The sequence below is a fragment of the Xanthomonas sp. CFBP 8443 genome, from assembly GCF_025666195.1.
Taxonomy (GTDB): Bacteria; Pseudomonadota; Gammaproteobacteria; order Xanthomonadales; family Xanthomonadaceae; genus Xanthomonas_A.
The window spans coordinates 5,053,301-5,075,303 of the sequence record NZ_CP102592.1 but is presented as its reverse complement, the minus strand read 5'-3'; the positions used below and the strand labels follow the sequence as shown (position 1 = coordinate 5,075,303).

Below are 22,003 nucleotides of genomic sequence, written 5' to 3'. Positions count from 1 at the left end.
GCGGCTCGGTTCAGCGGAAAGCCTTCGGGTTTGGGTTGAACCGGCGGCAAGATCTCGGAAACGAGGTGTTGACGGAAAGAAAAAGTCCGCTATAATGGGCGGCTCGCTACGACGGAAACGTCGCAGTGACAAGGGAAAGGCGCTGAGGCCGGCCCCAAAGTTCTTTGACAGTGTGCGCAGGTAACTTGTGAGGGCGCCTGCAGGTGGAAGTATGTCCATCTTGCAGACGTTCGAATCAAGAGCAACAAATCAATTGCTAAGCAAGCGATACGTAAGCTTGGTTTGAACTCTGCATATCAAAGTATTGGCCTTCGGGCCTGTAATTTTAAGTGAAGAGTTTGATCCTGGCTCAGAGTGAACGCTGGCGGCAGGCCTAACACATGCAAGTCGAACGGCAGCACAGTGGTAGCAATACCATGGGTGGCGAGTGGCGGACGGGTGAGGAATACATCGGAATCTACCTTTTCGTGGGGGATAACGTAGGGAAACTTACGCTAATACCGCATACGACCTTAGGGTGAAAGCGGAGGACCTTCGGGCTTCGCGCGGATAGATGAGCCGATGTCGGATTAGCTAGTTGGCGGGGTAAAGGCCCACCAAGGCGACGATCCGTAGCTGGTCTGAGAGGATGATCAGCCACACTGGAACTGAGACACGGTCCAGACTCCTACGGGAGGCAGCAGTGGGGAATATTGGACAATGGGCGCAAGCCTGATCCAGCCATGCCGCGTGGGTGAAGAAGGCCTTCGGGTTGTAAAGCCCTTTTGTTGGGAAAGAAAAGCAGTCGGTTAATACCCGATTGTTCTGACGGTACCCAAAGAATAAGCACCGGCTAACTTCGTGCCAGCAGCCGCGGTAATACGAAGGGTGCAAGCGTTACTCGGAATTACTGGGCGTAAAGCGTGCGTAGGTGGTTGTTTAAGTCCGTTGTGAAAGCCCTGGGCTCAACCTGGGAATTGCAGTGGATACTGGGCAACTAGAGTGTGGTAGAGGATGGCGGAATTCCCGGTGTAGCAGTGAAATGCGTAGAGATCGGGAGGAACATCTGTGGCGAAGGCGGCCATCTGGACCAACACTGACACTGAGGCACGAAAGCGTGGGGAGCAAACAGGATTAGATACCCTGGTAGTCCACGCCCTAAACGATGCGAACTGGATGTTGGGTGCAACTTGGCACGCAGTATCGAAGCTAACGCGTTAAGTTCGCCGCCTGGGGAGTACGGTCGCAAGACTGAAACTCAAAGGAATTGACGGGGGCCCGCACAAGCGGTGGAGTATGTGGTTTAATTCGATGCAACGCGAAGAACCTTACCTGGTCTTGACATCCACGGAACTTTCCAGAGATGGATTGGTGCCTTCGGGAACCGTGAGACAGGTGCTGCATGGCTGTCGTCAGCTCGTGTCGTGAGATGTTGGGTTAAGTCCCGCAACGAGCGCAACCCTTGTCCTTAGTTGCCAGCACGTAATGGTGGGAACTCTAAGGAGACCGCCGGTGACAAACCGGAGGAAGGTGGGGATGACGTCAAGTCATCATGGCCCTTACGACCAGGGCTACACACGTACTACAATGGTGAGGACAGAGGGCTGCAAGCTCGCGAGAGTAAGCCAATCCCAGAAACCTCATCTCAGTCCGGATTGGAGTCTGCAACTCGACTCCATGAAGTCGGAATCGCTAGTAATCGCAGATCAGCATTGCTGCGGTGAATACGTTCCCGGGCCTTGTACACACCGCCCGTCACACCATGGGAGTTTGTTGCACCAGAAGCAGGTAGCTTAACCTTCGGGAGGGCGCTTGCCACGGTGTGGCCGATGACTGGGGTGAAGTCGTAACAAGGTAGCCGTATCGGAAGGTGCGGCTGGATCACCTCCTTTTGAGCAAGACAACTACGCCTACAGGCGTCCTCACAAGTAACCTGCATTCAGAGAGTTCCGCCACAGGGCGGGGCACCCCGATTTCGGGGCCATAGCTCAGCTGGGAGAGCACCTGCTTTGCAAGCAGGGGGTCGTCGGTTCGATCCCGACTGGCTCCACCAGATTTGCAGATCCCTCTGCAAGAGCCCGCGCATCCATGTGCGGACTGTCTAGGGGAACTGCAGGAGCAAAGACTTTGGGTCTGTAGCTCAGGTGGTTAGAGCGCACCCCTGATAAGGGTGAGGTCGGTGGTTCGAGTCCTCCCAGACCCACCACTCTGAATGTAATAAGCACACTAAGAATTTAAGATGCGCCAGCACTGAGGCTGGGGTATGTTCTTTTAAAATTTGTGACGTAGCGAGCGTTTGAGATCAAACTATCTTGACGTGTCGTTGTGGCTAAGGCGGGGACCTCGAGTCCCTAGAAATTGAGTCGTTATAGTTCGCGTCCGGGCTTTGTACCCCCGGACTCAGCATGACCTTGAGGCAACTTGAGGTTATATGGTCAAGCGAATAAGCGCACACGGTGGATGCCTTGGCGGTCAGAGGCGATGAAGGACGTGGCAGCCTGCGAAAAGTGTCGGGGAGCTGGCAACAAGCTTTGATCCGGCAATGTCCGAATGGGGAAACCCACTGCTTCGGCAGTATCCTGCAGTGAATACATAGCTGCTGGAAGCGAACCCGGTGAACTGAAATATCTAAGTAACCGGAGGAAAAGAAATCAACCGAGATTCCCTAAGTAGTGACGAGCGAACGGGGACTAGCCCTTAAGCTGGTATGGTTCTAGAAAAACAACCTGGAAAGGTTGGCCATAGAAGGTGATAGCCCTGTATTTAAAAGGGCCATTCCAGTGAAGACGAGTAGGGCGGGGCACGTGAAACCCTGTCTGAATATGGGGGGACCATCCTCCAAGGCTAAATACTCCTGACCGACCGATAGTGAACCAGTACCGTGAGGGAAAGGCGAAAAGAACCCCGGAGAGGGGAGTGAAATAGATCCTGAAACCGTGTGCGTACAAGCAGTAGGAGCTCGCAAGAGTGACTGCGTACCTTTTGTATAATGGGTCAGCGACTTACTGTTCGTGGCAAGCTTAACCGTATAGGGGAGGCGAAGGGAAACCGAGTCTGATAAGGGCGCATAGTCGCGGGCAGTAGACCCGAAACCGGGTGATCTAGTCATGCCCAGGGTGAAGGTCAGGTAACACTGACTGGAGGCCCGAACCCACTCCCGTTGCAAAGGTAGGGGATGAGGTGTGATTAGGAGTGAAAAGCTAATCGAACCCGGAGATAGCTGGTTCTCCTCGAAAGCTATTTAGGTAGCGCCTCGGACGAATACTGCTGGGGGTAGAGCACTGTTATGGCTAGGGGGTCATCGCGACTTACCAAACCATTGCAAACTCCGAATACCAGTACGTACTATCCGGGAGACACACGGCGGGTGCTAACGTCCGTCGTGAAAAGGGAAACAACCCAGACCCACAGCTAAGGTCCCAAATTCACTGCTAAGTGGAAAACGATGTGGAAAGGCACAGACAGCCAGGAGGTTGGCTTAGAAGCAGCCACCCTTTAAAGAAAGCGTAATAGCTCACTGGTCGAGTCGGTCTGCGCGGAAGATTTAACGGGGCTAAGCAGTGAACCGAAGCTTGGGGTGCATCGCGATAAGCGATGCGCGGTAGAGGAGCGTTCCGTAAGCCGTTGAAGGTGGATTGAGAAGTCCGCTGGAGGTATCGGAAGTGCGAATGCTGACATGAGTAACGATAATGCGGGTGAAAAACCCGCACGCCGAAAGCCCAAGGTTTCCTTGCGCAACGTTAATCGGCGCAGGGTGAGTCGGCCCCTAAGGCGAGGGCGAAAGCCGTAGTCGATGGGAAGCAGGTTAATATTCCTGCACCTCGCGTAAGTGCGATGGAGGGACGGAGAAGGTTAGGTGTACCGGGCGTTGGTTGTCCCGGGGAAAGGCGGTAGGTTTGGATCTTTGGCAAATCCGGGATCCTTTAAGACCGAGCACCGAGACGAGTCTTTTAGACGAAGTCACTGATACCACGCTTCCAGGAAAAGCTCCTAAGCTTCAGCTTACGCAGACCGTACCGTAAACCGACACAGGTGGGTAGGATGAGAATTCTCAGGCGCTTGAGAGAACTCGGGTGAAGGAACTAGGCAACATGGCACCGTAACTTCGGGAGAAGGTGCACCCTTTTTGGTGGCTCATGCGAGCTATAGCTGAAGAGGGTCGCAGAAACCAGGCCGCTGCGACTGTTTATCAAAAACACAGCACTCTGCAAACACGAAAGTGGACGTATAGGGTGTGACGCCTGCCCGGTGCTGGAAGGTTAATTGATGGGGTCAGCCGCAAGGCGAAGCTCTTGATCGAAGCCCCAGTAAACGGCGGCCGTAACTATAACGGTCCTAAGGTAGCGAAATTCCTTGTCGGGTAAGTTCCGACCTGCACGAATGGCGTAACGACAGCGGCGCTGTCTCCACCCGAGACTCAGTGAAATTGAAATCGCTGTGAAGATGCAGCGTTCCCGTGGCAAGACGGAAAGACCCCGTGAACCTTTACTATAGCTTTACACTGAACGTTGAGTTCGTCTGTGTAGGATAGGTGGGAGGCTATGAAACTGTGGCGCTAGCTGCAGTGGAGCCAACCTTGAAATACCACCCTGTCGTGCTTGACGTTCTAACCTAGGTCCGTAATCCGGATCGGGGACCGTGTATGGTGGGTAGTTTGACTGGGGCGGTCTCCTCCTAAAGAGTAACGGAGGAGCACGAAGGTACGCTCAGCGCGGTCGGACATCGCGCACTGTGTGCAAAGGCATAAGCGTGCTTGACTGCAAGATCGACGGATCAAGCAGGTACGAAAGTAGGTCTTAGTGATCCGGTGGTTCTGTATGGAAGGGCCATCGCTCAACGGATAAAAGGTACTCCGGGGATAACAGGCTGATACCGCCCAAGAGTTCATATCGACGGCGGTGTTTGGCACCTCGATGTCGGCTCATCACATCCTGGGGCTGTAGTCGGTCCCAAGGGTATGGCTGTTCGCCATTTAAAGTGGTACGCGAGCTGGGTTCAGAACGTCGTGAGACAGTTCGGTCCCTATCTGCCATGGGCGTTGGAAGTTTGAGAGGGGCTGCTCCTAGTACGAGAGGACCGGAGTGGACGAACCTCTGGTGTTCCGGTTGTCACGCCAGTGGCATTGCCGGGTAGCTATGTTCGGAAGCGATAACCGCTGAAAGCATCTAAGCGGGAAGCGCGCCTCAAGATGAGACTTCCCGGGGCACAAGCCCCCTTAAGGAACCATGTAGACTACGTGGTTGATAGGTCAGGTGTGTAAGTGCAGCAATGCATTGAGCTAACTGATACTAATGATCCGTGCGGCTTGACCATATAACCTCAAGGTGCTTCCAAGCATCCCTTAGCACGACACACGTCGATAGCTATCCAATCGCTCGCTACGTCACACCCTATGAGAGGCTGGCGCCAGTTGCCGTCTTCGACACCGCACATCCGTGCCACGTCCGAAGCTAGCAACCCGGCGACACTCCAACCGTCTCCCTGGTGAAATTAGCGCTGTGGAACCACCCGATCCCATCCCGAACTCGGAAGTGAAACGCAGCTGCGCCGATGGTAGTGTGGCTCAAGCCATGCGAGAGTAGGTCATCGCCAGGGGCTTTACCCCAAATCCCCGTCCGCAAGGACGGGGATTTTTTATTGCCTGCGAGAAAGCAGCAACACCTCAGTCGTTCTGCGCGCTCACCACGCTGCCGTCCGTCGGGTCCGCGTACACCTCCACCCGCTGACCCGTCGACGTCTGCGCCTGCGCTTCCCACAACCCGTCGTCGTACTTGAGGTCGTGTACCTGCGAGTACCCCGACGCCGTCAGCGCCGCGCGCACCTCCGCCTCGCTCAGCTTCGACGGCACCCCTTCCGCATACACCCGGCCGCCGCGCGGGCCCACCCGCACGTCGCCGTGCTTGCCGTCACCGCTCGTGGCCTCCGTCTTCCACAGCCCGTCTTCGAACTTGAGCCGGTCCAGCTTGGTGTAACCCTGCTCGCTCAGGAGCGCGCGGACCTGCGCCTGCGTCAGCGGGGCGCTGCCCTGCGTCGCCGGCGCTTGCGCGGAAGCGCTGCCGGCTGCGAGCGACAACGAAAGGGACATGGCCAGCAGCGGCCGAGACAGCATCTTGTGGGGGGCGTTCATGGCGTTCTCCGGTTGACCAGAGTCGCCATGCTCACAATCCAGGGTTCTGCAACAGGTGAACGTACCGGCGTTGGATTCAGCTTTGTGCGGTCGCCGTCAGCGTCCGGGATCCAGTAGCCAGATCTCCACCCGCTCGTTGCGCGCCTTGGCCGCCGCGTCTTCGCCGCCGACCAGGGGGCGCGCCGCGCCCAGCCCCCGCGCGCGTTTGACCACGATGCCGCGCTGGGACAGATAGGCGGCGACCACGTCGGCGCGGTCGTTGCTGGCGATGGTCGGGTACAGGCGGTTGGCCGAGTCCGGTGTGGCGAAGCCGATCACGCCCAAGGCGCGGCCGCGCATCGCCGGCTGCTGCATGAAGGCGATCAGCCGATCCAGGTCCTGGGCGCTGCGCGCTTCGAACATCGAATTCAGCGACTGCAGGCTGAAACGCAGGGTGGTGGTCAGGCGTTGCGCGCCGGCACCGGCCTGCAGGTAGGCATCGGTCTGGCGCGGGTCGGAGGTCGCCTGGGGCGGCTGCATCGGATCGGGCGCGATGCTCATCGGGATCGGCCCGATCCGGCGCACCACCTGCTGCGCTTGTGCGCCGACCGAATACAGCGCCAGGCTGCGGCCGAGCGCCGACATCATCTGCCCGCCGTACAAGCTGTAGCGCTGCACCAGCGGATAGTCCTCGCCGCGAATGCTGGCCGGCGTGGGCGCGACGGCGATGCCGCCGTCGGCGATGGCGAGCGCGCGGGTGCCGGCCGGCAGCGGCGTGGTCAGCCCGACGACCGCCAGTGCGGCGGGGCGTCCGGCCACGGCCTGCGCCGCTTCGACCTGGCTCGGGTGGATGTGCTGCACGGCGGCCTGTGCGGTCGCCGGCAGCGGCAGGCGCTCGCGCAGGAAGTCGCCCAATCCGCTGCTCGCCGCGTTGCGCTGCACTTCGATCGGCAGATCGGCACCGCCGAGTTGCGACCAGCGCATCAGCCGGCCGCTGAGGATGTCGCGCAACTGCGCGATGCTGAGCGAGGTCAGCGGATTGTCAGCGGCGACCAGCACGCGCGCGCCGTCCAAGGCCAGGACGAAGTTCTGGTCCGGGGAAGACAGATCGCCCAGTTGCCAGGCGGCATCGCGCTCGCGCGCATCGGGCGTGCGCGCCAGCATCGCCAGCTCGGCATCGCCGCGGATCAGATCGGCGAAGCCGGCGGCCGAACCGGTGCCGTCGATCTCGACCACCAGTGGCGCGTCGTCGCGCAGCGCGGAGATCTCCAGCGTCGCCGCATCGACGCGGCGGCGCTGGATCTGCCGGTAGCCGATGCTGTGCAGCCAGGATTCGACCAGCGCCGGCATCAGCCGCGCGCCAACGCTGTTGGAGCCATGCACGCGCAGGCGCTCGGCCTGCTGCGCGGTGGCGGACGGTATGGCGCACAGCGCTGCGGCACCCACCAACAGCAGGCGCAAAATGGAACGCGACATCGGATCCCCCTGGATCTGGACAAGCGCGGCAGTGTTGGCGATCGGCGTGACATGGCGGTGACTGTGAGCGCGGTCACGCGCGGCCGGGACGGTGCGTCGCGGCTGCTCGGGTCCACGGCACGCAGCCGCCAGCGCGCCAGCAGCTGGCACTGCACCAGCTTGTTGGATTCGATCTGCATGCCGAAGAAGCGCGCCGCATCGCCGCCCGCGGTCGGACAACATCCAGGGAATGCAGGCTGGGCCGATGTCACGTGTAGCAGCAGCTTCAGCCGCGACGGGCTCTACCGATAGCGCTCATCGCGACCGATGGCACGAAGCCATCGCAGGTAGCACGTATGGAGTGGCAACGGCCAAGAGCAGGCCGTGCCAATCTCAAGTCCATCACCACCACGACCGCGATCAGCAGCGAGCCAGCCGCGGTCGACTGGGTCACGCCGTCGACGTAGCCCCGCAGCCCGCATCGCTCAGGCCGGCGCCGCCGCCCGCGTCGTCGCGGCCTGGGCCCAGCGCGCGGCGACCAGCGGCGAGGTGATGCAGACCGCGCTGTCGGTCACCGTGGTCACTGCGCGCTCCAGCAGCTGGATGTCCGCTTCGTGCTGGCGCGCCACGTGCGGGTCCTCGAAGAAGATCGCGCGTTGGCAGCGTCGCTCCAGCACGCGGTCGGCGATCTGCGCGTCGCCGCCCATCGGGCCGCTCTGATAGCGATGCACCCAGTCCTGGCCCTGCGGCCAGCCGCGGCTCCAGGCCAGTTCGTTGAGGCGCTGGCCGGTGGTACCGGTGGCCACGCGCTCGGCGAAGCGCGACAGCAGGTCGAAATGTTCGCTGGCGAAGGCCAGCATCTGCGGTTTCATCGCGTCGTGCGCGATCAACGCCAGGGTCTGGCGCTCCAGCGCGTGCAGGTCGTCGGCGCCGGCGTCGGCCGCCAGCCCGGCGTGCACGCGCTCCACCTCGATCCAGTCGCGGGCGCTGGCCACGGTGGAAATGAAGGGCTTGCCGTGGATCACGCACTGGCGTTTGAGCGCGATCGCCTCGGGAAAGATCGAGGAGGGGTCGACCGGGTCGATGAAGTAGATCGCGCCATCGAGCGTGCGCTCGGCGCCTTCCAGGCCCACCACTTCGGCGACCAGCTTCATCAGTCCGCCTTCGCGGCCGAACGGATAGCGCTTGAGCCCGGCGTAGCCGGGCAACCAGCCGGCGCGCGCGATCGCCTCGTGGGTGCGGCCGACCGCGTGCAGGCCGAGCTGCAGTTCGCGAATGCCGGCCTCGCAAGCGCGCAGCCAGCGGAACAGGGCGGCGTCTTTGCCCTGGTGGTGCAGTCGGTTGGCGGCCAGGCCCAGGCGCATGTGTCGATCCGTGCGGGAACAGGAGCGACAGTCTGCGCCGGATCGCGGTGCGGACTCAATCGCTTGGCGGTTGCGGCGCCGGGGCCAGCGTGGGGTGGCACGGTACGTGGCCGCCATGGCGGTCGACGTACTGGCCGTGCCGTTGGCGAGAATGCGGTAGACGGCGATGACGCGGGGCCTCCGCGGCCCCCCAGTGCCTCTCCCGGAGGGGGCCGGCCGCTCGCTCGTTCTTGCTTGCATCTTTCGACGCCTGCATGCGTTCGCGCCACGCTGTGTCGATTGCGGTGCCGCCTGAGGCAGCACCGCTCCGCGGCGTCGGGACGTCGCCGCGCGTCGACGGCGTGACGCGACGGGCTGCCGTCGCGCGCTACTGCGCCGCTACTGCGTGATCTGCGCCGCGCGCGCCGCCAGCACGGCCATCTGCGGCTTGCTGGTGCCATCCTTGGCCGGTTGCAGGTTGAACGGATAGTCGGTCCGCCACCATGCGCCGGCCGCCCACGCGGTCCAGCCCATCCAGACGTCGGCGTTGTCGTGCACGTAGCCGAGCATGTCGTCGAGCGCGGCCATGCAGGTGGCGTTGCTGCTGGCGCCGAACTCGCCCAGGAAGCCGCGGTAGCCGTTGGCGCGCAGCCACTGGGTGAAGCCCTGCAGCTTCTCCGCGCCGATCGTGGCGCTGACGCATTCGGCGCTGGTGCCGGAGTAGTCCTTGTCCAGGTACTGGTGCACTTCGAACACCAGGTTGTTGACCGGGTCCTCGATCGTCACCAGCGACTGCGCGTTGGGCACGCCGTACCAGGTGCTGTTCCAACTGTGCGCGCCGGTGTACGCGGTGCCCGGCACCATGATCAGGTTGTAGGCGCCGGCCTCGCGGATCGCGTCGATCGAGACTTGCGCGGCGGCGGCCCAATCGCCGGAGGAAATGCCATTGGGCTCGTTCATCAGGCCGAAGATCACCGCGTCGTCGTTGCCGAACGCGATGGCCAGGCGCCGCCACAGGTCGCCCAGCACCGCCGGCGGCACGCCGTCGCTGCCGATCCGCACGCCGTAGTACTTGGCGTAGTTGTGCACGTCCAGGATCACGTGCAGGCCATGGTTCCTGGCGCGGCCCACCGCGGTGCGCAGGTAGCCCAGCTGCGCCGCATCCAGTTCGCCGTTGGCGGCCGGTTGCAGGCGTTCCCACAGGAACGGCAGGCGCACGATGTTCATGCCCTGCGCGGCCATGTAGGCGAAGTCGCCGTCGGCGGGATACACGTAGTCCTTGAACGGCACGCCGGGCTTCTTCGCCGAGTTGAATTCGGCGCCGGCCAGGTTGACCCCGGCATAGCGCAGTTCCTGGGCGGCGGCGCCCGGGATCGCGCTGGCCAGCGCGATCCCTAACGATGCGCGCAGCAGCCAGCGCGATGAGACGAGGGGGAGGGAGATGCGTTGCATGGGAGTGCCTCTTTCGTGGGGAAAGCGAACGGGTGCCGCCGCGGCGACGCGTGGCGACGGGGGTACCCGAGAGGTGCAATCGGCATGCCAGAGTGGCGGCGATGTGCGGCTGGCGCATGGCGTGCGCGCAGGCATGCGCCAGCGCAACGTTGTCGCTGTGGGGGTCAGTGCCGGCGCCGGCTGCGCCGCATCAGCGCCGCGCAGGCGTCACGCAGGCGGGGTCAGCGGGTGACGCGCTTCGCCCTGCTCGACAGGATCGGCATCTGCGGCTTGTCGCGGCCGTCCGCGCCGGGCTGCACGTTGAAGGGATAGTCCTGGCGCCACCATGCGCCGCCGGCCCAGTAGCTCCAGCCCAGCCACACGGCGCGGTTCTGCTCGATGTAGCCGAGCATGTCGTCCAACGCCTTCCTGCAGGTGGGGTTGTCGGCGGCGCCGAATTCGCCGAGGAAGCCGAGCTTGCCGGTCTCGCGCAACCAGCCGGTGAAGCGGCGCAGCCGCTCGGCACCGATGCTGCCGCTGACGCAGGTGGCGCTGGTGCCGCTGGAATCGCCGTCCAAGTACTGGTGCACCTCGATGGCCACGCGCTTGAGCGGGTCGTACAGCGAGGCCAGCGCCACCGCGTTGGACTCGCCGGCCACCGTCGAGTACCAGCTGTGCGCACCGCTCCACAATGCGCCCGGCACCAGGATCAGATTGCGCGCGCCGGTGGCGCGGATCGCGTCGACCGCGGCCTGCGCGGCGGCGGCCCACAGGCCGGGCGAGATGTTGTTCGGCTCGTTCATCAGGCCGAACACGACCGCGTTGTCGTTGCCGAACTCGCGCGCCAGGCGCTGCCAAAGGTCGCTGAAGGTCTTGATCGGCACCGCCGGGCTGCCGATCTTCTGGCCGTAGTAGCTGGCGTAGTTGTGGATGTCCAGGATCAGGTACATCCGCTGCATCTTGGCCTGCTTTACCGCGGCCCGGATCATTGCCAGCTGCGCCGCATCGAGCTGCCCTTGCGGCGTGGGCTGCAGGCGCTCCCACAACACCGGCAGACGGATGATGTTCATGCCCTTGCCGGCGAAGTAGGCGTAGTCGGGCGTGCGCGGATAGAAGTAATCCACGTTGGGCACGCCCGGCTTCTTCGCCGAGCTGATCTCCGCGCCGGACAGGTTGACGCCGGCGAACTTCAACGCGCCTTGCGCGTGCAGCTGCGGCAGCACCGCGAGCAGGCACGCCAGCAACGCCATCCGCACCGCGCGCAGACGCAGTGAGCCACGGACCATGGTGAGCCTCCTTCGGCATCAGCGGGGGACGACCCGGCCAGGCGCCATGCGGCTGGCCGAGCTGATGACAACGGTGTGCTTGGCTGCACCGTACTGCATTGACGCTGCCGTCACCACGCATGGCGCATGCGCATGCACGGATCTGTGCGGCGCGTGGCATGGCGAACGCGGACTGGTTCTCGCGGGGTGGAGCCGGATAGCGCGCGGCGCGCCAGGCGCTACTGCCTACAAGGCGCGTGCGCAGCATTGCAGGTGCCGGCGGCGCGCCGGCACCGCGGTCAGCTCACTTGCCGGTGATCTTGCGCGCGTGGCTGGACAGGATCGACATTTGCGGCTTGTCGCTGCCGTCCTTGCCGGGCTGCACGTTGAACGGATAATCCTTGTTCCACCACGCGCCGGCCGCCCACCAGGTCCAGCCGAGGATCACGTCGTTGTTCTTCTCCATGTAGCTGAGCATGCCTTCCAGCGCCTGGTTGCAGACCGGGTTGTCGCCGGTGGCGAACTCGCCGATGAAACCGACCTTCTTGTTCTCGCGCAGCCAGCTGACGAAGCCGGTCAGCCGCTCGACGCCGGCGGTAGCGCTGACGCACTCGCCCTTGCTGCCGCTGCTGTCGCTGTCCAGGTACTGGTGCGCCTCGAACGCCATACGGTTGCCCGGATCCTTCAGCGGCTGCAGCGCCACCGCATTGGAGGTGCCGTAGGATCGGCTGCGCCAGCTGTGCGCGCCGCTGTAGGCGGTCCCGGGCACCAGCACCAGGTTGTTGGCGCCGGCCTTGCGGATGGCATCGATCGCCGCCTGCGCCGCCTGCGCCCAGTCGGTGGCGGAAATGGCGTTGGGCTCGTTCATCAGCCCGAAGATGACCGTGTCGTCGTTCTTGAATTCGGTCGCCAGCCGCCGCCACAGGTCGGCGAACACTTCGGGCGTGGCACCGCCGGTGCCGATCCGCTCGCCGTTGAACTTGGCGTAGTTGTGCGGGTCCAGGATCAGGTGCATGCGGTTGGCCTTGGCCTGCGTCACCGACTTCTTGAGCAGCGCCAGCTGCGCGGGGTCGAACTCGCCCTTGGCGGTGGGTTGCAGGCGTTCCCACAAGAACGGCAGGCGCACGATGTTCATGCCCTTGCCGGCGAAGTAGCGGTAGTCGGCGTCGGCCGGATAGGTGTAGTCCTTGAACAGCGTGCCGGGCTTCTTGCTGGAGTTGAATTCGGCACCGGAGAGGTTGACGCCGGCGTACTTGAGCACGCCTTTGCCGTCCTGGGCGGACGCGCCGAAGGCCGCGGCGAGCAGGAGTACGGTGGGAGCGAGGGGACGCAGCCGTGACGAGCAGAGAGAGGAAAGCGACATGGGGAGCTTCCTGGGAGAGGGGAGGATGCCGTTTTGCCATCGGGGGAGGACCGGCAGTTACAAGGGTGCGCGGAGCGCACGCCAGTGGCCAGCCTAGGCGTTGGGGTGTTAGCGTCTCATTCACTCGGGCGAAAGACGGCGTTGTGCTGGGGTGGCAGCGGTGAGTGAGGTTGTGGCGGCTGCGCGGCTCGGGATAGTTGGCGCTGCAGTGTAGGAGGGGCTTCAGCTCGGCAGACAACCGATCCCGTGCGGTGCTGCTGGGTCCGTGTCGCGGCTGAAGCCGCTCCTACAGGAAGCGCGGTGCCTGATGGTGCACTTGTAAGGAGGGGCCTCAGCCCTGACAGCTGAAACCGTATTGTTCCGACGCTGCTCGTCGCGACTGAAGTCGCTCCCACAGGGGGAGGCTTCCGCGCCCGGTGAATGCATTTGTGGGAAGGATTTCAGTCCTGACAGATGGCTGAGCCGCATGGTGTCCGGCTCCGCTCGTCGCGGCTGAAGCCGCTCCTACAGGGACTGCGGTGCCTGATGGTGCACCTGTGGGAGGGGCTTCAGCCCCGACGCGACGATGCTGGCGGTGCAGGGTGCCGCGGGTGCAGTGGCCAGAGGACCATCGCCGCGGCATTGCCGGCGACGAGTGCACACCCTCTGCCCGGCCGCTCGCCGCCGGGCATGCAACGCAACGACTTGCTTGGACGCGGTCGACGTCGCTCAGGCGGCGGCCTGGGTGGTCACCGGCAGGCGGTTGCCGATCCATTCGGCGATGCTCGCGGCCGCATCGCGGCCTTCGGCCACGGCGGTCACCACCAGGTCGGCGCCGCGCACCGCGTCGCCGCCGGCGAACAGCTTGGGATTGGTGGTCTGGTAGGGCAGGCGGCCGCTGCCATCGGGATCGCTGCCGCCGGCCAGGATACGGCCGTTGGCGGTGCCTTCCACGCCCTGCGCGGCCAGCCATTCCGGCACGCTGGGAGAGAAGCCGAAGGCGATGATGACCACGTCCGCGTCCAGCAGCGATTCGCTGCCTTCGACCGGCACCGCGGCCTGGCGGCCCTGCGCATCGGGTTCGCCCAGGCGGGTCTGCACCACGCGCACGCCGGCCAGCTTGCCGGCCGCATCGGCTTCCACCGCCAGCGGCTGGCGGTTGAACAGGAAGCGCACGCCTTCCTCGCGGGCGTTGGCCACTTCGCGCGCCGAGCCGGGCATGTTGGCCTCGTCGCGGCGGTAGGCGCAGGTGACCTTGGCCGCGCCCAGGCGGATCGCGCTGCGCACGCAGTCCATGCCGGTGTCGCCGCCGCCGAGCACGACCACACGCTTGCCGCTCAAGTCCGGCAGCGCGATGGTGTCTTCCCAGCCGGCGATCGGCCGGCCCCACGGGTCGTTGCCGCCGACGATGCGGCTGTTCTGCACCAGGAACGGCAGCGCCGGCAGCACCCCGGGCAGGTCCTGGCCGGCCAGGCCGCCGTCGGTGTAGCGGTAGGCGCCGGTGCCGAGGAACACCGCATCGTATTCGCCGAGCAACTGCTCCAGGCTCACGTCGCGGCCGATCTCCACGCCCAGGCGGAACTCCACGCCCATGCCTTCGAGCACCTCGCGGCGCTTGCCGATCACGCTCTTGTCGAGCTTGAAGCTGGGGATGCCGAACTGCAGCAGGCCGCCGATCTGCTCGTAGCGGTCGTACACCACCGCATGGATGCCGGCGCGGACCAGGCGGTCTGCGCAGCTGAGCCCGGCCGGGCCGGCGCCGATCACCGCCACGCGCTTGCCGGTGGCCTGGACCTGGCTCAGGTCGGGACGCCAGCCGTTGTTGAGCGCGGTGTCGACGATGTACTTCTCCACCGCGCCGATGGTGACCGCGCCGAATTCCTCCAGCGTGCAGCTGCCTTCGCACAGGCGGTCCTGCGGGCACACCCGGCCGCACACTTCCGGCAGCGGGTTGGTGCTGTGGCACAGCGCCGCGGCTTCCTCGATGCGGTTCTCCTGCACCAGCTGCAGCCACTGCGGGATCGCGTTGTGCACCGGGCATTTCCAGCTGCAATACGGATTGCCGCAATCCAGGCAGCGCCCGGCCTGGTACTGCGCGTCGGCCTTGTCGAACTTGCCGTACAGCTCGTTCCAGTCGCCGGACGTACGCAGTTCCACCGGGATGCGCTGCGGCATCTGCCGGGGCAGGTCGAGGAACTGGAAGGCTTGTTTGCGGCTCATAAAAATTTCCGTGACATATTCCCTTCTCCCCCCGGGAGAAGGTGCCCCGAAGGGGCGGATGAGGGTACGGGGCGCGCAGCGCCTTCGCGATCCCCCCTTCCCAAAAGCAGGAGAGGGGGTACATCCATCAGGCAGCGCGCCGCAGCGACTCGGTCAGCGACTCGATGCTCGCCGCCTTCGGTTTGACCAGCCAGAACTTGCCGACGTAGTCGCGGAATTCGTCGAGGATCTGCTGCGCCCAGATGCTGCCGGTCAGTTCACGGTGGCGGCTGATCAGCTTGTGCAGGTGCTGGCGGTGGCTCTCGAAGCCTTCGGCGGAGATGCGATGGATGTCGATCAGCTCGTGGTTGTAGCGGTCGACGAAATCGCGGTCCACGTCGAGCACGTAGGCCAGCCCGCCGGTGAAGCCGGCGCCGAAGTTCAGTCCGACCTTGCCCAGCACCAGCACGATGCCGTCGGTCATGTATTCGCAGCAGTGGTCGCCGGCGCCTTCGATCACCGCCAGCGCGCCGGAGTTGCGCACGCCGAAGCGCTCGCCGGCGCGGCCGGCGGCGTACAGCTCGCCGCCGGTGGCGCCGTACAGGCAGGTGTTGCCGATGATCGCGGTGTTGCGCGCCTCGAAGCGCGCGCCGCGCGGCGGACGCACCACCAAGCGGCCGCCGGCCATGCCCTTGCCGACGTAGTCGTTGGCCTCGCCTTCCAGCTCCAGCTGCAGGCCGCCGGCGTTGAACGCGCCGAAGCTCTGCCCGGCCGAACCGCGGAAGCGCAGGGTCAGCGGCGCATCGTCCATGCCGTGGTTGCCGTGCACGCGGGCGATGGCGCCGGACAGGCGCGCGCCGATCGAGCGGTCGGTGTTGTGGATCAGGAAACGGTGGTCGCCGCCGGTCTTATTGGCGATCGCGTCGGCGAGCAGGCCGTCCATCTGCGTGGCCAGGCTGTCCGGCGATTCGTACAGGCGCTGCGCCGCGCAGTGGCTGCCGTCGTAGCGCACGTCCTTGAGCAACCGCGACAGGTCCACGCGCACGCCTTTACGCGGCGACACGTCCAACTGCTCGAGCAGTTCGGTACGGCCGATGATCTCGTCCAGCGAGCGCGCGCCCAGGTACGACAGCCACTGCCGCACTTCCTCGGACAGCAGTTTGAAGAAGTTCTCCACCCGCTCGGGCAGGCCGACGAAGTGGTTGGCGCGCAGCCGCTCGTCCTGGGTGGCCACGCCGGTGGCGCAGTTGTTGAGGTGGCAGATGCGCAGGTACTTGCAGCCCAGCACGATCATCGGGCCGGTGCCGAAGCCGAAGCTGTCCGCGCCCAGGATCGCGGCTTTGACCACGTCCAGGCCGGTCTTCAGGCCGCCGTCGGTCTGCAGAATGGTGCGGTCGCGCAGGTTGTTGGCGACCAGCGCCTGGTGCGACTCGGCCACGCCCAGTTCCCACGGCACGCCCGCATAGCGGATCGAGCTGACCGGGCTGGCGCCGGTGCCGCCATCGTGGCCGGACACGGTGATCAGGTCGGCGCCGGCCTTGACCACGCCGGCGGCGATGGTGCCCACGCCGGCATGGCTGACCAGCTTCACCGACACCAGCGCGGTCGGGTTGACCTGCTTGAGGTCGTAGATCAGCTGCGCCAGGTCCTCGATCGAATAGATGTCGTGGTGCGGCGGCGGCGAGATCAGGCCGATGCCCGGCTTGGCGTAGCGCAGCCGCGCGATCAGTTCGTTGACCTTGTGCCCGGGCAACTGGCCGCCTTCGCCGGGCTTGGCACCCTGCGCGACCTTGATCTGCAGCACTTCGGCGTTGACCAGGTATTCGGGGGTGACGCCGAAGCGGCCGGAGGCCACCTGTTTGATCTTGGAACGCTTCTCGGTGCCGTAGCGCGCCGGGTCTTCGCCGCCTTCGCCGGAATTGCTGCGCCCGCCGAGGCGGTTCATCGCGATCGCCAGCGCCTCGTGCGCCTCCGGCGACAGCGCGCCCAGGCTGATCGCGGCGGTGTCGAAGCGGCGCAGCAGGTCCGCGGCCGGGGCGACCTCGTCCAGCGGGGTCGGCACCTCGGCGCGCTTGAGCTGCAGCAGGTCGCGCAGCGCCGACGGCGGGCGCGAATGCACCGCCTCGGCGTAGGCGGCCCAATCGGCCTGCTCGCCGCTGCGCGTGGCGCGCTGCAGGGTCATGACCACGTCCGGGTTGTACATGTGGTACTCGCCGCCGTGCACGTACTTCAGCAGCCCGCCCACTTCCGGCTTGAGCAGGTCGTTCCAGGCGCGCGCGTTGAGCTGCCGCGCCTCGGTGTCCAGCCGCGCCAGGTTCACCCCGCCGATGCGCGAGGCGGTGTCCGGGAAGCACAGCCGGACCACGTCCGGGTCCAGCCCGACGATCTCGAACAACTGCGCGCCGCGGTAGCTGGCGATGGTGCAGATGCCCATCTTGGAGATGATCTTGGACAGGCCCTTGTAGATGCCCTTGCGGTACTTGCGGCCGATCTGCGCCTGTTCGCCGCCCTTCTTCAGCAGCAGGATGCCGCGCCGGCCCAGGTCGAACAGGGTCTGGTAGGCCAGGTACGGATACACCGCGGTGGCGCCGAAGCCGAGCAGGCAGGCCATGTGGTGCGGATCGCGCGCGGTGCCGGTCTCGATGATCAGGTTGACGTCGCAGCGCAGGCCCACCCGCGAGAGGTGATGGTGCACCGCGCCGGTGGCCAGCAGTGCATGCGCCATCGGCCGTTCCGGCACCGGGTAGCGGTCGGTCAGCAGCAGCATGACCTTGCCGTCGCGCGCGGCCTGTTCGGCCTCGGCGCAGATGCGGCGCAGGCCGGCTTCGAGGCCTTCCTCGACGCTGTAGGACAGGTCGATCTGCGCGTTGCGGCTCTGGTACTGCTCCATCTTCAGCAGCTGGCGCAGCTTGCGCTGGCTGAGCACCGGCGAATTGAGGATGACGTGGTTCACCGTCTCCGGGCCGGCATGGAAGATGTTGGTCTCCTTGCCGAGCTGGGTGGTCAGCGACATCACGCAGTCTTCGCGCAACGGATCGATCGGCGGGTTGGTGACCTGCGCGAACGCCTGGCGGAAGTAGTCGTACAGCGGCCGGGTGTGGCGGCTGAGCACCGCCATCGGGGTGTCGTCGCCCATCGAGCCGGTGGCTTCCTGCTCGGTCTCGGCCAGCGGCCGCAGCACCTGCTCCACTTCCTCGGTGCTGAGCTGGAACAGCTTGTGGTAGCTGCGCAGGGTGCGCTCGTCGAACGGCTCCTCGACCAGCGACGGGTCGATCAGTTCGGTCTGCAGGTAGGTCACGCCCTGCTGCAGCCACTGTTTGTACGGGGCGCGGCCGCGGTTGATGCGGTCGATCGCGTCCGAGTCGAGCAGGTCGCCGCGCTTGAGGTCGATGGCCATCATTTCGCCCGGGCCGAGCTTGCCCTTGCGGGTCACGCGCTCGGCCGGCAGTTCCCACACGCCGGCCTCGGAGGCGACCAGGAAATGGCGGTCGGAGGTCAGCATCCAGCGTGCCGGGCGCAGCCCGTTGCGGTCGAGCATGCACGCGGCGTAGCGGCCGTCGCAGGCGACGATGCCGGCCGGGCCGTCCCACGGCTCGGTGTTGAGCCCGTAGAACTCGTAGAACGCGGCCAGGTCGGCGTCCTTGAACTCCAGCGACTGGGTCGCCGGCGGCACCAGGATGCGCAGCGCCTGCAGCAGGTCCATGCCGCCGGCGACCAGCAGCTCGAGCATGTTGTCCAGGCTCTGCGAATCGGAGCCGTGCATCGAGATCACCGGGTCGAATTCGGCGATGTCGAAGCGCGGGGTCTTCCACACCTTGCTGCGCGCCTGCGCCCAGTGCCGGTTGCCCTCGATGGTGTTGATCTCGCCGTTGTGCGCGAGCAGCCGGAACGGGTGCGCCAGCGGCCAGCGCGGCAGCGTGTTGGTCGAGAAGCGCTGGTGGAAGACGATGGCGCTGGACGCCAGGTCGCTGCGCTGCAGGTCCGGGTAGAAGGTGCTGAGCTTGTCCGGCAGCACCATGCCCTTGTAGCTGATGCCGTTGGGCGAGAGCGTGGTGACGTAGAAGTCGGCGACATCGCGCAGGCGCTGCTCGGCGCGGCGGCGCGCCAGGAACAGGGCCAGGGCGAAGGCGTCTTCGCTGTGCTCGGCGCCGGCATCGACGAACACCTGCTCGATGTGCGGCAAGGTGTCCTTGGCCAGCTGCCCGCACACCGAATCGTCGGTGGGGGTGACGCGCCAGCCGCGCGGCTGCGCGCCGGCGCGGACCAGTTCCTCTTCCAGCACCTGGCGGCAGCGCGCGGCGGCATCCGCGTCGTCGCGCGGCATGAACACCTGGCCGGCGGCGAAGCGCGCGCCCACCGCGATGCCGGCGTCGCGCGCCAGCGCGCGCAGGAACGCATCGGGTTTGCGGATCAGCAGGCCGCAGCCGTCGCCGGTCAGGCCGTCGGCGGCGACGCCGCCACGGTGGGTCATCCGCGACAGCGCGGCGATGGCGGTGTCGACCAGTGCCCGCGAAGGTTGGTCGTCGAGCTGGGCGACCATGCCGAAACCACAGGCATCGCGCTCGTCTTGGGGGTCGTAGAGCCCGTGGCGGTTGCGGGGGGCCATGTCTGCCTCTAAAAGCGATCCGAAGGAACGCGGCGACACTCGCCCCCGCTCTATCCTGGAGCGCATCTTGAGGTCACCGGAACATCGACTAAAGCACAGTTGGTGCGGTGCCGCAATACACGGTTGCAGCTGCAACCGTAGCCGCGGCCGGCGCGGGCGACGAACCCGCTGCACCGGCCGCGTGGCGCTTGGCGGTGACGCCCTGTAGGCGCGGCTTCAGCCGCGACCGGAGGGTGACCGATACGCCCGGTCGCGGCTGAAGCCGCTCCTACAGAGAGCAGCATCCGGATCGAGCCGCTGCGGCAAGCGGCAGCAGCCCGCCCTCAGCGCCGAGCACGCGCGAGGTCAGCCGCAGCGCACGCCGGTGACCACGTTCTTGGCGTCGACCTCGATGTTCAGGCGCTCGCCATTGAATTCCATCGTCACCATCTGGTTCGGGGTCAGCACCCGCACGCTCTTGGAACCGGTGTCGATCCGTGCCTGGTCCACCAGCGCCTGTTCCGCCGCCTGCCCGACCAGGCCCTGCGCCTGCGACGCGTCGCAGGTGCCGACCGGCGGGGCCTCCGGCGCGCTGGCCGGATTGGGCTTGGCGGCCTGTTCGGCGGCCTGTTGCGCCTTGGCGGCGACCTGTTCCTGCTCGTCCGGCGGCGGCGCGGTACACGCGGCCAATGCCAGCGCCAGGCACGCCGCGCCGAGCAGGCCGACACGCGCGGACGGACGAGAAGAAAGGAAATTGCTCATCGGGGCTCCAGGAGTCGAGGGGAGAAGACATCCAGCATAAGCCGACAGCATCGGCGAATAGGCGTTCGCGGTTCGTTAACCGGCGCGGCATTGACGCGGCCTAGCCGCGACGCTGCCGACAATCCCCGCTCCCATCGCCGCCGGCGGTTTTTCGATGAGCAAGGCTTCCCGCTCCACCCCCGCCGTCGAGGCGGCCCGCGAGTTGCAGTCCAAGCAGGCCGCCAGCAGCGCCGGCCTGGTCTACGTCAGCGACACCGAGCCGGGCATCGTCCGCCGCCGCGTCGGCAAGGGATTCAGCTACCGGATGCCCGACGGCAGCCCGGTGCGCGATGCGCAGACCCTGCAGCGCATCCGCCAGCTGGCGATCCCGCCGGCCTATACCGAGGTGTGGATCTGCGCCAAGGCCAACGGCCACATCCAGGCCACCGGCCGCGACGCCCGGCGGCGCAAGCAGTACCGCTACCACGCCGACTGGGCGCAGGTGCGCGGCGACGGCAAGTTCGAACGGATCATGGCCTTCGGCCAGGCGCTGCCGCGGCTGCGCCGGCGCCTGCGCCGCGACCTGGCGCTGCCGGGCTACCCGCGCGACAAGGTGCTGGCGATGGTGGTGGCGCTGATGGCCGAGACCCTGGTGCGCGTCGGCAATGCCGAGTACGCGCGCAGCAACCGCTCCTACGGCCTGACCACGCTGCGCAACCGCCACCTGGAGTTCGTCAAGGGCGGCCGCGCGCGGCTGAAGTTCCGCGGCAAGGGCGGCCAGGAGCACGACATCGAGGTCGACGACGCGCACCTGGTCAAGCTGATCCGCGGCTGCCAGCAATTGCCGGGGCAGGCGCTGTTCCAGTACCGCGACGACGATGGGACCTTGCAGCCGGTGGATTCGGGCGAGGTCAACGACTACCTGCGCGAGGCGATGGGCGAGAGCTTCACCGCCAAGGACTTCCGCACCTGGGGCGGTACCCGCGCCGCGCTGCAGCGCCTGGCGCAGCTGCCGTTGCCCGAGCCCAGCAGCGAGCGCGCGCTGAAGCAGGCTCAGAATGCGGTGATCCGCGAGGTCGCCGACGCGCTGGGCAATACCCCGGCGGTGTGCCGCAAGGCCTACATCGATCCGTGCGTGTTCGACGGCTGGCGCTGCGGCGAGCTGCACGGGCTGTGCGAGCGTGTGCGCGGCGAGCGGCAGTGGGACCTGGCGACGCTGAAATACCTGGCGCAGGCGCGCACGGTCAGCCGCAAGGCGGCCAAGGCCGCCGGCAAGAAGGTGGTGGGTGCCAAGGCGGCGGCGCGGGCGGCCGGTGTAACGGCGGCGAGGGCAACGGCGGCCGGCGCCAAGACAGCGCGGCCGGCGCGCCCGCGCCGCACGGGCGGCACGGCGGCGAAAAAAGCCGCTGCCCCGCGCAAGCGGGCCTGACCCGGCGCGTCGGCGGCGCGTGGCGGCGGTCCCGCCGCGTGCGCCGCCCATCGCCATCGCGGCGTCTTGTGGGAGCGACTTCAGTCGCGACGGGCTTTCCGGTAATGCAGGTCGCGACTGAAGTCGCT

Annotated in this window: 10 protein-coding genes, 2 tRNA genes, 3 rRNA genes and 1 pseudogene; 6 read left to right on the top strand and 10 right to left on the bottom strand. The window is 65.8% G+C overall.

The window, feature by feature from the left end; genetic code table 11:
- The first annotated feature begins 326 nt into the window (after nucleotides 1-326).
- From NUG20_RS21180 to rrf, 5 genes are all read left to right on the top strand, one after another.
- Nucleotides 327-1,871 (top strand): 16S ribosomal RNA (locus tag NUG20_RS21180).
- A gap of 85 nt (nucleotides 1,872-1,956) precedes the next feature.
- Nucleotides 1,957-2,032: transfer RNA gene (locus NUG20_RS21175), tRNA-Ala, on the top strand.
- A gap of 76 nt (nucleotides 2,033-2,108) precedes the next feature.
- A tRNA-Ile gene (locus tag NUG20_RS21170) sits at nucleotides 2,109-2,185 on the top strand.
- A 227-nt stretch (nucleotides 2,186-2,412) separates the two neighbouring features.
- Nucleotides 2,413-5,292 (top strand): 23S ribosomal RNA (locus NUG20_RS21165).
- 167 nt (nucleotides 5,293-5,459) lie between these two features.
- A 5S ribosomal RNA gene (rrf, locus tag NUG20_RS21160) occupies nucleotides 5,460-5,574 on the top strand.
- The 16S, 23S and 5S rRNA genes sit together here with 2 tRNA genes alongside, the layout of an rRNA operon.
- Nucleotides 5,575-5,641: 67 nt before the next feature.
- Here rrf and NUG20_RS21155 read toward each other — a convergent pair.
- From NUG20_RS21155 to NUG20_RS21110, 10 genes and pseudogenes are all read right to left on the bottom strand, one after another.
- Nucleotides 5,642-6,106: a PepSY domain-containing protein gene (locus NUG20_RS21155; protein ID WP_263396327.1), complete on the bottom strand. Its 465-nt coding sequence runs from the start codon at nucleotides 6,104-6,106 to the stop codon at nucleotides 5,642-5,644.
- Between the two features lie 96 nt (nucleotides 6,107-6,202).
- The gene (locus tag NUG20_RS21150; protein WP_263396326.1) at nucleotides 6,203-7,561 is read right to left on the bottom strand and encodes a substrate-binding domain-containing protein; all 1,359 of its coding nucleotides are present in this window, start codon (nucleotides 7,559-7,561) and stop codon (nucleotides 6,203-6,205) included.
- Between the two features lie 65 nt (nucleotides 7,562-7,626).
- A pseudogene (locus NUG20_RS21145) lies at nucleotides 7,627-7,761 on the bottom strand (chorismate mutase); the annotation flags it as partial.
- Nucleotides 7,762-8,025: 264 nt separating this feature from the next.
- Nucleotides 8,026-8,904, bottom strand: a complete 879-nt coding sequence (locus NUG20_RS21140; protein ID WP_263396325.1) for a methylglyoxal synthase — start codon at nucleotides 8,902-8,904, stop codon at nucleotides 8,026-8,028.
- A 378-nt stretch (nucleotides 8,905-9,282) separates the two neighbouring features.
- Nucleotides 9,283-10,335 carry a glycoside hydrolase family 5 protein gene (locus NUG20_RS21135; protein ID WP_263396324.1) on the bottom strand — a complete coding sequence of 351 codons (1,053 nt, stop codon included), beginning with the start codon at nucleotides 10,333-10,335 and terminating at the stop codon, nucleotides 9,283-9,285.
- A gap of 221 nt (nucleotides 10,336-10,556) precedes the next feature.
- Nucleotides 10,557-11,564: a glycoside hydrolase family 5 protein gene (locus NUG20_RS21130; protein ID WP_263398569.1), complete on the bottom strand. Its 1,008-nt coding sequence runs from the start codon at nucleotides 11,562-11,564 to the stop codon at nucleotides 10,557-10,559.
- A gap of 319 nt (nucleotides 11,565-11,883) precedes the next feature.
- Nucleotides 11,884-12,942: a glycoside hydrolase family 5 protein gene (locus NUG20_RS21125; RefSeq protein ID WP_263396323.1), complete on the bottom strand. Its 1,059-nt coding sequence runs from the start codon at nucleotides 12,940-12,942 to the stop codon at nucleotides 11,884-11,886.
- 708 nt (nucleotides 12,943-13,650) lie between these two features.
- Nucleotides 13,651-15,141 carry a glutamate synthase small subunit GltD family protein gene (locus tag NUG20_RS21120; RefSeq protein WP_263396322.1) on the bottom strand — a complete coding sequence of 497 codons (1,491 nt, stop codon included), beginning with the start codon at nucleotides 15,139-15,141 and terminating at the stop codon, nucleotides 13,651-13,653.
- A gap of 127 nt (nucleotides 15,142-15,268) precedes the next feature.
- A complete protein-coding gene (gene gltB, locus NUG20_RS21115) occupies nucleotides 15,269-19,726 on the bottom strand; it encodes a glutamate synthase large subunit (protein ID WP_263396321.1) in 4,458 nt (1,485 codons plus the stop codon).
- 345 nt (nucleotides 19,727-20,071) lie between these two features.
- Entirely contained in the window at nucleotides 20,072-20,467 is a 396-nt protein-coding gene (locus tag NUG20_RS21110; protein ID WP_263396320.1) for an I78 family peptidase inhibitor, read from the bottom strand.
- A gap of 154 nt (nucleotides 20,468-20,621) precedes the next feature.
- Between NUG20_RS21110 and NUG20_RS21105 the strand changes: the two genes are divergently transcribed.
- Nucleotides 20,622-21,875: a DNA topoisomerase IB gene (locus NUG20_RS21105; protein WP_263396319.1), complete on the top strand. Its 1,254-nt coding sequence runs from the start codon at nucleotides 20,622-20,624 to the stop codon at nucleotides 21,873-21,875.
- Nucleotides 21,876-22,003 lie beyond the last annotated feature (128 nt).

Bases quoted from the DNA above. Each gene is read 5' to 3' on its own strand.
- NUG20_RS21155 (WP_263396327.1), bottom strand. From the start codon at position 6,106: ATGAACGCCCCCCACAAGATGCTGTCTCGGCCGCTGCTGGCCATGTCC.
- NUG20_RS21150 (WP_263396326.1), bottom strand. From the start codon at position 7,561: ATGTCGCGTTCCATTTTGCGCCTGCTGTTGGTGGGTGCCGCAGCGCTG.
- NUG20_RS21140 (WP_263396325.1), bottom strand. From the start codon at position 8,904: ATGCGCCTGGGCCTGGCCGCCAACCGACTGCACCACCAGGGCAAAGAC.
- NUG20_RS21135 (WP_263396324.1), bottom strand. From the start codon at position 10,335: ATGCAACGCATCTCCCTCCCCCTCGTCTCATCGCGCTGGCTGCTGCGC.
- NUG20_RS21130 (WP_263398569.1), bottom strand. From the start codon at position 11,564: ATGGCGTTGCTGGCGTGCCTGCTCGCGGTGCTGCCGCAGCTGCACGCG.
- NUG20_RS21125 (WP_263396323.1), bottom strand. From the start codon at position 12,942: ATGTCGCTTTCCTCTCTCTGCTCGTCACGGCTGCGTCCCCTCGCTCCC.
- NUG20_RS21120 (WP_263396322.1), bottom strand. From the start codon at position 15,141: ATGAGCCGCAAACAAGCCTTCCAGTTCCTCGACCTGCCCCGGCAGATG.
- gltB (WP_263396321.1), bottom strand. From the start codon at position 19,726: ATGGCCCCCCGCAACCGCCACGGGCTCTACGACCCCCAAGACGAGCGC.
- NUG20_RS21110 (WP_263396320.1), bottom strand. From the start codon at position 20,467: ATGAGCAATTTCCTTTCTTCTCGTCCGTCCGCGCGTGTCGGCCTGCTC.
- NUG20_RS21105 (WP_263396319.1), top strand. From the start codon at position 20,622: ATGAGCAAGGCTTCCCGCTCCACCCCCGCCGTCGAGGCGGCCCGCGAG.